10 protein-coding genes are annotated in these 8080 nt (G+C 59.4%); 7 read left to right on the top strand and 3 right to left on the bottom strand.

Going from position 1 to position 8080, the window contains the following annotated elements; translation table 11 throughout:
- The first annotated feature begins 172 nt into the window (after window positions 1-172).
- The 4 genes from AC3B8H_RS15890 to AC3B8H_RS15875 all read left to right on the top strand — a co-directional run bounded on the left by AC3B8H_RS15890 (window position 173) and on the right by AC3B8H_RS15875 (window position 2741).
- The gene (locus AC3B8H_RS15890; protein WP_488442523.1) at window positions 173-781 is read left to right on the top strand and encodes a cytochrome P460 family protein; all 609 of its coding nucleotides are present in this window, start codon (window positions 173-175) and stop codon (window positions 779-781) included.
- 13 nt (window positions 782-794) lie between these two features.
- Window positions 795-1712, top strand: a complete 918-nt coding sequence (msrP, locus tag AC3B8H_RS15885; RefSeq protein WP_488442522.1) for a protein-methionine-sulfoxide reductase catalytic subunit MsrP — start codon at window positions 795-797, stop codon at window positions 1710-1712.
- 4 nt (window positions 1713-1716) lie between these two features.
- Window positions 1717-2325 carry a protein-methionine-sulfoxide reductase heme-binding subunit MsrQ gene (gene msrQ, locus AC3B8H_RS15880; protein WP_488442521.1) on the top strand — a complete coding sequence of 203 codons (609 nt, stop codon included), beginning with the start codon at window positions 1717-1719 and terminating at the stop codon, window positions 2323-2325.
- A gap of 200 nt (window positions 2326-2525) precedes the next feature.
- Window positions 2526-2741 carry a hypothetical protein gene (locus AC3B8H_RS15875; RefSeq protein ID WP_488442520.1) on the top strand — a complete coding sequence of 72 codons (216 nt, stop codon included), beginning with the start codon at window positions 2526-2528 and terminating at the stop codon, window positions 2739-2741.
- A gap of 142 nt (window positions 2742-2883) precedes the next feature.
- Here AC3B8H_RS15875 and AC3B8H_RS15870 read toward each other — a convergent pair whose 3' ends face one another.
- Window positions 2884-3042: a hypothetical protein gene (locus AC3B8H_RS15870; RefSeq protein WP_488442519.1), complete on the bottom strand. Its 159-nt coding sequence runs from the start codon at window positions 3040-3042 to the stop codon at window positions 2884-2886.
- Window positions 3043-3355: 313 nt separating this feature from the next.
- Here AC3B8H_RS15870 and AC3B8H_RS15865 point away from each other — a divergent pair, with 313 nt between their 5' ends.
- The 3 genes from AC3B8H_RS15865 to AC3B8H_RS15855 all read left to right on the top strand — a co-directional run bounded on the left by AC3B8H_RS15865 (window position 3356) and on the right by AC3B8H_RS15855 (window position 5831).
- Window positions 3356-4444, top strand: a complete 1089-nt coding sequence (locus AC3B8H_RS15865) for a lactonase family protein (RefSeq protein ID WP_488442518.1) — start codon at window positions 3356-3358, stop codon at window positions 4442-4444.
- A gap of 71 nt (window positions 4445-4515) precedes the next feature.
- Window positions 4516-5277 carry a haloacid dehalogenase type II gene (locus AC3B8H_RS15860; RefSeq protein WP_488442517.1) on the top strand — a complete coding sequence of 254 codons (762 nt, stop codon included), beginning with the start codon at window positions 4516-4518 and terminating at the stop codon, window positions 5275-5277.
- 293 nt (window positions 5278-5570) lie between these two features.
- Window positions 5571-5831 carry a hypothetical protein gene (locus AC3B8H_RS15855; RefSeq protein ID WP_488442516.1) on the top strand — a complete coding sequence of 87 codons (261 nt, stop codon included), beginning with the start codon at window positions 5571-5573 and terminating at the stop codon, window positions 5829-5831.
- 528 nt (window positions 5832-6359) lie between these two features.
- Here the strand turns inward: AC3B8H_RS15855 and radA are convergent.
- Both radA and AC3B8H_RS15845 read right to left on the bottom strand, forming a co-directional pair.
- On the bottom strand, window positions 6360-7727 hold the full coding sequence (gene radA, locus AC3B8H_RS15850; protein WP_488442515.1) for a DNA repair protein RadA: 1368 nt from the start codon (window positions 7725-7727) through the stop codon (window positions 6360-6362).
- 12 nt (window positions 7728-7739) lie between these two features.
- On the bottom strand, window positions 7740-8080 hold a 341-nt coding region (locus tag AC3B8H_RS15845), incomplete at its 5' end, for a type II toxin-antitoxin system RelE/ParE family toxin (protein WP_488442514.1).

Genomic DNA, 8080 nt, shown 5'->3' with positions numbered 1-8080 from the left:
GCCGTTTGGCGGCGACGGTCTTGTTATTGTTTAATGCCGTGGCGGTGCTGTCGTATCCGGACTTGGGGCCGGCCGGGCTGGAACAGCACCTGGCCTGGGGCTTGGTACTGCTGTCGCTGGCCGCGCGCGGCCCCGGCGCTTGGTCGGTGGACGGTTGGCGGCGGGAGTCGATATGAGATCGCGCGGCGCAATCGGGTTCATCCTGTTGGCCGTCAGCGCCGCGCCGTTGGCTGGCGACGGCATCGCCGACACCTTCGCCACACTGGTTTCGGCCGACGGCACGATCCGCGCACCGGACGATGTTCGCGGCCGCTGGGTGCATTTGGGGTCGTGGCTGGTATCCGATCCGCAGGCACCTGGATACGGATTCCACGACGTCTACACTCAAGCCGACGCAGTGGCCGCATTTCGCCGCAGCGGCCGTTTTCCGGACGGCGCGGTGCTGGTCAAGGAAATCCGCACAATCGGCCGCCAAGCCTTGAGCACCGGCCAGGCCGACTACGCAAGCGCGGTCAAGCTCCGCTTTGTCATGGTCAAGGACGCCAAGCGGCGTTTTCCGGACCACAGGAACTGGGCCGACGGTTGGGGTTGGGCTATGTTCGATGCCAAAAGCCCGCAAACCAACATTTCGCAAGGTTACCAGGTATCCTGCCGGAACTGCCATTTGCCGGCCAAGGCCACCGACAGCGTCTATCTGCAAGCTTACCCCACGCTGTCGGCGCCAGGAACCGAAACTGCCGGTCCAGGCTCTACCCAGCGACCACCCGAATCCACCCGTTAACAGGAGCGCCCACATGATGCCGATCAAATCGTCCGAAATCACCCCGAAGGCCGTGTTCGAGGCCCGCCGAGACTTTATGCGCGGCGCCGGCGGCGCGCTGTTGGCGGCGTTGTGGCCGAGTTGGTTGAGCGCCGGCGAAAAATGGCCGGACGTGAATGCATCGGGCTATCATTTGGACGAGGCCTTGACGCCCTACCAGTCGGTCACCGAATACAACAACTTCTACGAATTCGGCACCAGCAAGGACGACCCGGCACAACGAGCCGCCAGCCTGAAGGTGCGGCCCTGGACCGTCTCGGTCGAAGGGGAAGTGCGCAAGCCCAAGGTTTTCGACATCGACGACTTGTTGAAACTAGCACCGCAGGAAGAACGGGTTTACCGCTTGCGCTGCGTGGAAGCCTGGTCGATGGTGGTGCCGTGGCTGGGATATTCTTTGGCGGAATTGCTGAAACGGGTGGAACCGACCGGCAACGCCAAGTACGTCGAATTCGTCAGTCTGCACGATCCGGCGCAAATGCCGGGGCAGAAATCGCCGGTATTGGAGTGGCCTTATCGCGAAGGCTTGCGCCTGGACGAAGCGATGCACCCGTTGACCTTGCTGACCTTCGGCCTGTACGGCGAACTGCTCCCCAAACAAAACGGCGCGCCGGTCCGCGTTGTTGTGCCGTGGAAATACGGTTTCAAGAGCGCCAAATCCATCGTCAAAATCCGTCTGGTCGAAAAGCCGCCGCTGACCAGCTGGATGCAGGCCGGCCCCCGTGAGTACGGCTTCTACGCCAACGTCAATCCGGAGGTCGATCACCCGCGCTGGAGTCAGGCCAAGGAGCGCCGTCTCGGCGAATTTTTAAAGCGCAAGACGCTGCCGTTCAACGGCTACGCCGAGCAAGTCGCCGGGCTTTACAGCGGTATGGACCTGCGGGAAAACTTTTGACGCGATGAGCTGGAAAACCCCAAGCAGCCGGCAAATCGCCGCTTTAAAAGTCCTAGTTTTCGCAACCGCCTTACTGCCCTTGGTCAAGCTGGGTTACACCGCCTACACTGACCGGCTGGGCGCCAATCCGATCGAAAAGGTCACCCACGTCACCGGTTATTGGGCGTTGACCTTTTTATTGATCACCTTGAGCGCCACGCCCTTGCGCCGGTTGACCGGCTGGTCCTGGTGGTTGCGCTTGCGGCGCATGCTGGGCTTGTTCGCGTTCTTTTACGCGCTGCTGCATGTTTTGACCTATCTGGTACTGGACCAATTCTTCGACTGGCCGGCAATTGCCGAGGACGTATTCAAGCGCCCCTATATCACGGTCGGCTTCTCGGTGTTTTTGATTTTGCTGGCCCTGGCAGCGACATCGACCAACGCAATGGTCCGCCGGCTGGGCGGCAAACGCTGGCAAGCCTTGCACCGCTGGGTTTACCTCGCGGCTTGCGGCGGCGTGGCGCACTTTGTTTGGCTGGTGAAAAAAGACCTGACTCGACCGCTGACTTTCGCGGCTGTCCTCGGCGTAGTATTGATCGTTCGACTGTCGCCTTTACTACACCGCGACAAGTAACCACAAAAAAATTGCTGGAACAGAACTTGCGAAAACCTCAAGCGAGCACGAAAAACGGGCGATTCGGCCGGTTTTTGTATCGTTTCCTCCACATTACCCGTCACTAATGTGCGAGGCCCGACACAAGCGCCGATGCCGAACCGTCCGTTTTTCGGGCCGTTATCCCTATCCTTATTAACCGGAACAATGAGGTACATACCATGGCTGAATTTTACGTTGAACTGAACGCACGCGACACTGGCGAACGCTTCCTGCACAGAGCCGAATGCACGGCATTACCGGCAAAAGACACGTTACGTTACCTAGGGGCCATTTCTAACCCGACTAGCGCCGCCAAGAAAGCCAGCGAGTTTTTGAAAATGGTCACGCCCTGCCCGCATTGCCTGCCGGCCGCCGCCACCGCGCAAGCCGCCTGATCGCTACGCGCTGAATCCGACGCGAACGCGTTGATTTCAACCGATGGCTTGCCAGCGTTGAAATCGACGCCTTCGGGCGTTAAGGCCGAATGATTGCCGATCGGTCGGCACTGGGCCGAAGTTAACCGGTCGGCAAGACTTTTCAGCCGTCGCTGGCTTGACGGTCTTTCTTCCGCTTCCAGAAAAAATACCCTACCGCCGCGCTACCGGCGACGACCACCAACATCAATATCGGGTGCTGGTAAAACAACTCGAAAAAATTGCCTACGCCTTGCGACGTGCCACGGTAATACGGTCCCATCGTTCACTCCCCACCAATTTCAGCCAATCCACTTCGATAGCGCCGTTGACCCGCGCCGCCAAGCCCATCACAGCCTACCGCGCAAACCGGCGATGTCCAGCGTTGTCGATCCGTCACCGAGCCAAAACGGTCGGCTCCGGGCGGCGGCGGACATTCCGGGGCTAGCGCCGGCAAGCTTGGATTGCCGGGATACTCCGGCAATCGCGTGATAAACATTTGATTTCACCGTGAGGATTCGGTGACCGGCGTGGGCGTAATATTCGTTTCGCCCCATCGCTGGGGCATTCCCCTTCCGTTTAATATCGAGGTCTACATGAACCACACGCTCAAGACGCTGGCCGCGGCCATTCCGTTATTATTACCGTTAACCGCTCAGGCTTGGTCCGAGACTTACCGGGAAACAGCCTACACGCTGTCTAATGCCGCCACCAATACCGTGTTGGCGTTTCGCTTGAACGCCGCCGGCAAAATGCAGCCGGCCGGCAGTTATGCGACCGGCGGCGCCGGCACCGGCGCCGGCTTGGGCAATCAGGGCGCGTTGGCCTTCAGCGAAAACCAGCGCTTTCTGTTTGCGATCAACGCCGGCAGCAACGACGTGTCGGTATTCAGAGTGCGAGACAATGGGCTGGAATTGGTGGATCGCGCCGCCGAACCCGGTTTGACGCCGGTCAGCCTGACCGTCGCCCACGACCGGGTTTACGTGGTCAACGCCGGCGACGATTCGGTTTTTGGATACCGCTTCGACGCCCATAGCGGCCGACTCTATCCGCTGGAACAGTCTTACCGCAAACTGGGCGACGACGCCAGCGGGCCGGCGCAGATCAGTTTCGACCGCGACGGTGATGCGTTAGTGGTAACCGAGAAAGCCGGTAACAAAATTGTCAGCTTTACCCTGGATAATCGTGGTTTACCGGATGAGAAGCACAGCTTGGCCTCGGCCGGCAACACGCCGTTCGGCTTTGCTTTCGGCAAACGCAATCAATTCTTCGTTTCCGAAGCACAGGGCGGCGCGGCGAACGGCGCTACCGTCTCGGCCTACCGTTTGCACGAAGACGGTAGCTTACAATTGCTGGACGGTGCGGTGGCCGTGGAACAGACCGCCGCTTGCTGGTTGGCTACCACGCCGAACGGCAAACTGGCGTTCACCGCCAATACACCGGCCGGCTCGATCGCTTCGTTTGCGATCGGCCGCCACGGCGAGTTGGAATTGCTGCAAGCCCGCGCCGCCGAGGAAAGCCGTCCCAACGATTTGGCGGTGTCCGATGACGGCCGCCGGCTGTACAGCTTGAGTAACGGCGACCACGCCATCGGCGTATATAAAATCGGCGCGGGTGGTGAATTGCAAGCCGTGACCCATTTGAATACCTTGCCGGCCGGCGTTACCGGACTGGTGCTGCGCTAAACCGAGTCCGGCCGCGAGAGTGCTAACTCGCGGCCGGTTTTTGCTTAAAGCTATGATTTTGGAGATCCGCCATGCCGATGAACCGCCGCGATTTTCTGAGCCTATCCGGCGCTGCCGCCGCCAGCCTGCTGTTACCGGCCACCCGAAGCAAGGCGGCCGGCGGCATCAAGGCCGTTGCCTTCGACGGCTTCACGGTCTTCGACGCCAGACCGATTGCCGCGCTGGCGGATTCCCTGTTTCCCGGTCAAGGCCAAACCCTGGCGCAATCCTGGCGGGTGCGTCAATTCGAGTACGCTTGGCTGCGCACGATGATGGGCAACTACGCCGACTTCTGGCAGGTTACCGAGGAGGCCTTGATATTCGCGGCCCAACAACACAAGCTGGCATTAAGCGGCGAGCAGCGCGAGCGCTTGATGCAAGCGTTTTTGGCGTTGGATACCTGGCCTGACGCCAAATCAGCCTTGTTACGAATGAAGGAATCCGGCCTGCGGCTGGCGTTTTTGTCGAATTTCACCGCGGCCATGCTGGACGCCTGCGTTAAACGGGCCGGTCTGGAGGGGATTTTCGAGGAGCACCTGAGCACCGATCGGGTTAGAGCCTACAAACCGGACCCACGTGCCTATCAAATGGGTATCACCGCGTTCGGCCTACCGCGCGAACAAATCGCCTTCGCCGCGTTCGGCGGCTGGGACGCGGCCGGCGCCAAGGCCTTCGGTTATCCGACCTTTTGGGTAAACCGTGCCGAAGCTCCGCTGGAAAACCTGGGTCTGGCCGCCGACGGCAGCGGCGCGACCTTGACCGATCTGGCCGATTTCATTCACCACTTGGGCTGACAAAAACCAAACGTTTCGACCGGCATCCGGCACTACCGGGCTGGTCGGCCGCGCCCGCTCGAGCGAGCACGGCGATAAAACCGATGGCTGAATCGATTCCTTTACCCACGACACGCCGGTTTGCCGTTACGATAGCGGTATTAACCCACAAGCCGCAGCGCCGGCTATGTTCTCATCGCCACATAAAACCCTTTCAGCCCATGCTCAATGCCGCCCAGATAAAGTGTCTCTCGGTTTTCTCGATATTCGCGATCATAGGTTTCGGGCCTATTTCGCCCGGTTGTCTGATCGGAATGTACATTGTCGTCAAGCGCCCGGACTGGTTCCGCTTGTTGGTCGAGGCCATGTATCGCGACAAAACTCGCGACACCGGCTTCGTCAGCACCGCGCAAACCCGCGAAACCCGAATCAAAACCTTCGCCAGCCTGTTTACGCTGTTTCTGATCGACATCGCACCGGTCCCGGTCACGCCGGTCATTGCCTTCGCCGTGATCCTGAGCAGGCCGAATTGGTTTTACCGGGTGGTCAGACGAGTTTACGGCGAAGTGGCTTAGCCGGAGGATATTGCCCGGCGGGCAATGGTTCAATGCCGATCGATGCGGCGGCCGCGATAGTTTTGTCGGTCAGTCGCGCCCGGCGAAGCGGACGGCGGCCTGACTATTCAGCCGACCTGATGCGGTTTTTTAATGGCAATTTATTCTAGGGATGGAAATCAGCTCGACGCCTGTTTTCAGACTGCACTGTTTTGTAACTGAGCCCGATAGCTTGTTCCGTGAGAACGCGGGTTGAGAGCCATACTCGTTATTGGTCGCTGAGCAACAGTCAACGAGTGATTGTTAGATTTGGTATGCAACGCTTTGATCAAGCGGCGATCCGGTTGGCGCAATCCATGCCCATGTCCCTTTTATCGAAACACCAGAAATCACTTCGCGAGGCAATCCAATCCTCGGCGGGGCAAGCTACCGGCACACCGGCAAGTTTTACGCGGTTGACGCCGCCGCCCGCCAATTTCCGGAGGTCGCCGAGTTGCAACATTTGCAGGCGATCTAAAGCCGCTGGCGCGAAGCGCTGCACAGTCTGGGTTAAAGCTCGGCCAAGACCGCCAATGCTTCTTGAATATTGCTGACCGCATGAATCTGCAAATTCTTCACGCCCTCCTTGGGCTTGTTGCTTTTCGGAATGATGGCTTTTTTAAAGCCGTGCTTGGCGGCCTCGTTGAGGCGGGCGTGGCCGTTGGCTACCGGGCGTATCTCGCCGTTCAAGCCCACCTCGCCGAAAAACACCGTGTCGTAGGGAATAATCCGGTCTCTGAGGCTGGACACCACTCCGACCAGGATGGCCAAATCGGTGCTGGTTTCCGAGACTTTGATACCGCCGACCACGTTGGCGTAAATCTCGTCGTTGCCGGTGAAGATGCCGCCGTGGCGCGACAGTACCGCCAGCAGCATCGCCAGCCGGTTTTGATCCAGCCCCACCGCCAGCCGGCGCGGATTGCCGTACTGGCTTTCGGTGACCAGAGCCTGGATTTCCACCAGCAAGGGTCGGGTGCCTTCCCACAACACCGTTACCACGCTACCCGGCGCCGGTTTTTCGGCCCGCGACAAAAACATCGCCGACGGATTTTTCACTTCCTTCAAACCGCTGCTTTCCATCGCGAAAAACCCGAGTTCACCGACGCTGCCGAAGCGGTTCTTGTCGGCGCGCAACACCCGAAACCGCGAATCGTCGGTCGAAGACAGTACCACCTGGGCATCGACGATGTGGCTCAAGGTCATCGGCCCGGCCAGGGATTGATCCTTGGTGACGTGGCCAACCATGAAAAACGACACGCCGGTGCGTTTGGCGTATTGAGTCAGATAACTGGCCGACTCCCGCACCTGCGACACCGAACCCGGCGCCGAATCGGAATCGGCGGTGTACATCACCTGAATCGAATCGATGATCACCACCTTAGGTCTTTCCTCGTCCAACACCTGGCAAATTTGCTGCACCGAGGTTTCGGCCAGCATCTTGATGCCGGCGGTATTCAGTTGCAGACGGTGGGCGCGCTCGGCGATCTGTTGCAACGACTCCTCGCCGGACACGTACAGCACCGGCAACTGCCGGGCAATATGGGCAATGGCCTGCAGCAAAATCGTACTCTTGCCGGCCCCCGGCGCGCCGCCGATCAGTACCACGCTGCCGACGACGATGCCGCCGCCCAGCACCCGGTCGAACTCGGCCAGGCCGCTGGAAATCCGCTCGGCCTGGGCCAGATTGACCTCGGACAGCAAACGCACCTCGCTGCGCGCGCCGGCGTAACCGGATTTATCGCGCGCGGTCTTGCCGCTACCGAGTTGTACTTCCTTGATGCTGTTCCAGGCCCCGCACTGGTTGCACTGCCCGGACCAGCCGGCATAATCGGCGCCGCACTCGGTGCAGACGAAGGCGGATTTGGTTTTTTTGGCCATTGGGAAAACGAATTAGCGGGTTAGCCACGAGCCAGCCAGGTCATAGCTGAGTTGTTGGTGGTGTTTGATCGCGAGCAAATACACGGCATCGGTCGGTAAGTACAAAATCAAATAATCTTCCATGACATATTCGCGAATGGCCAAATGACGGTCGGCTAGCCGTTCTATCATGCTCATCGCTTCGATCGATTCGGCATTGTGGCGAGCAAACAATCGCCCGATTTCCGGATGACGCTCAAGAATAGGGATGACGGGGTCGCTCAAACTATCGAGCAGCCGGTCGTAAGCCTGCGAAAATTTGTTTTCTTGCCAGTAGCCGTCGATGTCTTGCAAATTGGCCAGGAAGTTTTCGG

Source organism: Methylomonas sp. BG-2, assembly GCF_057766305.1.
The sequence above is the reverse complement of the archived record's forward strand: the minus strand, read 5'-3'. Positions and strand labels throughout refer to the sequence as shown.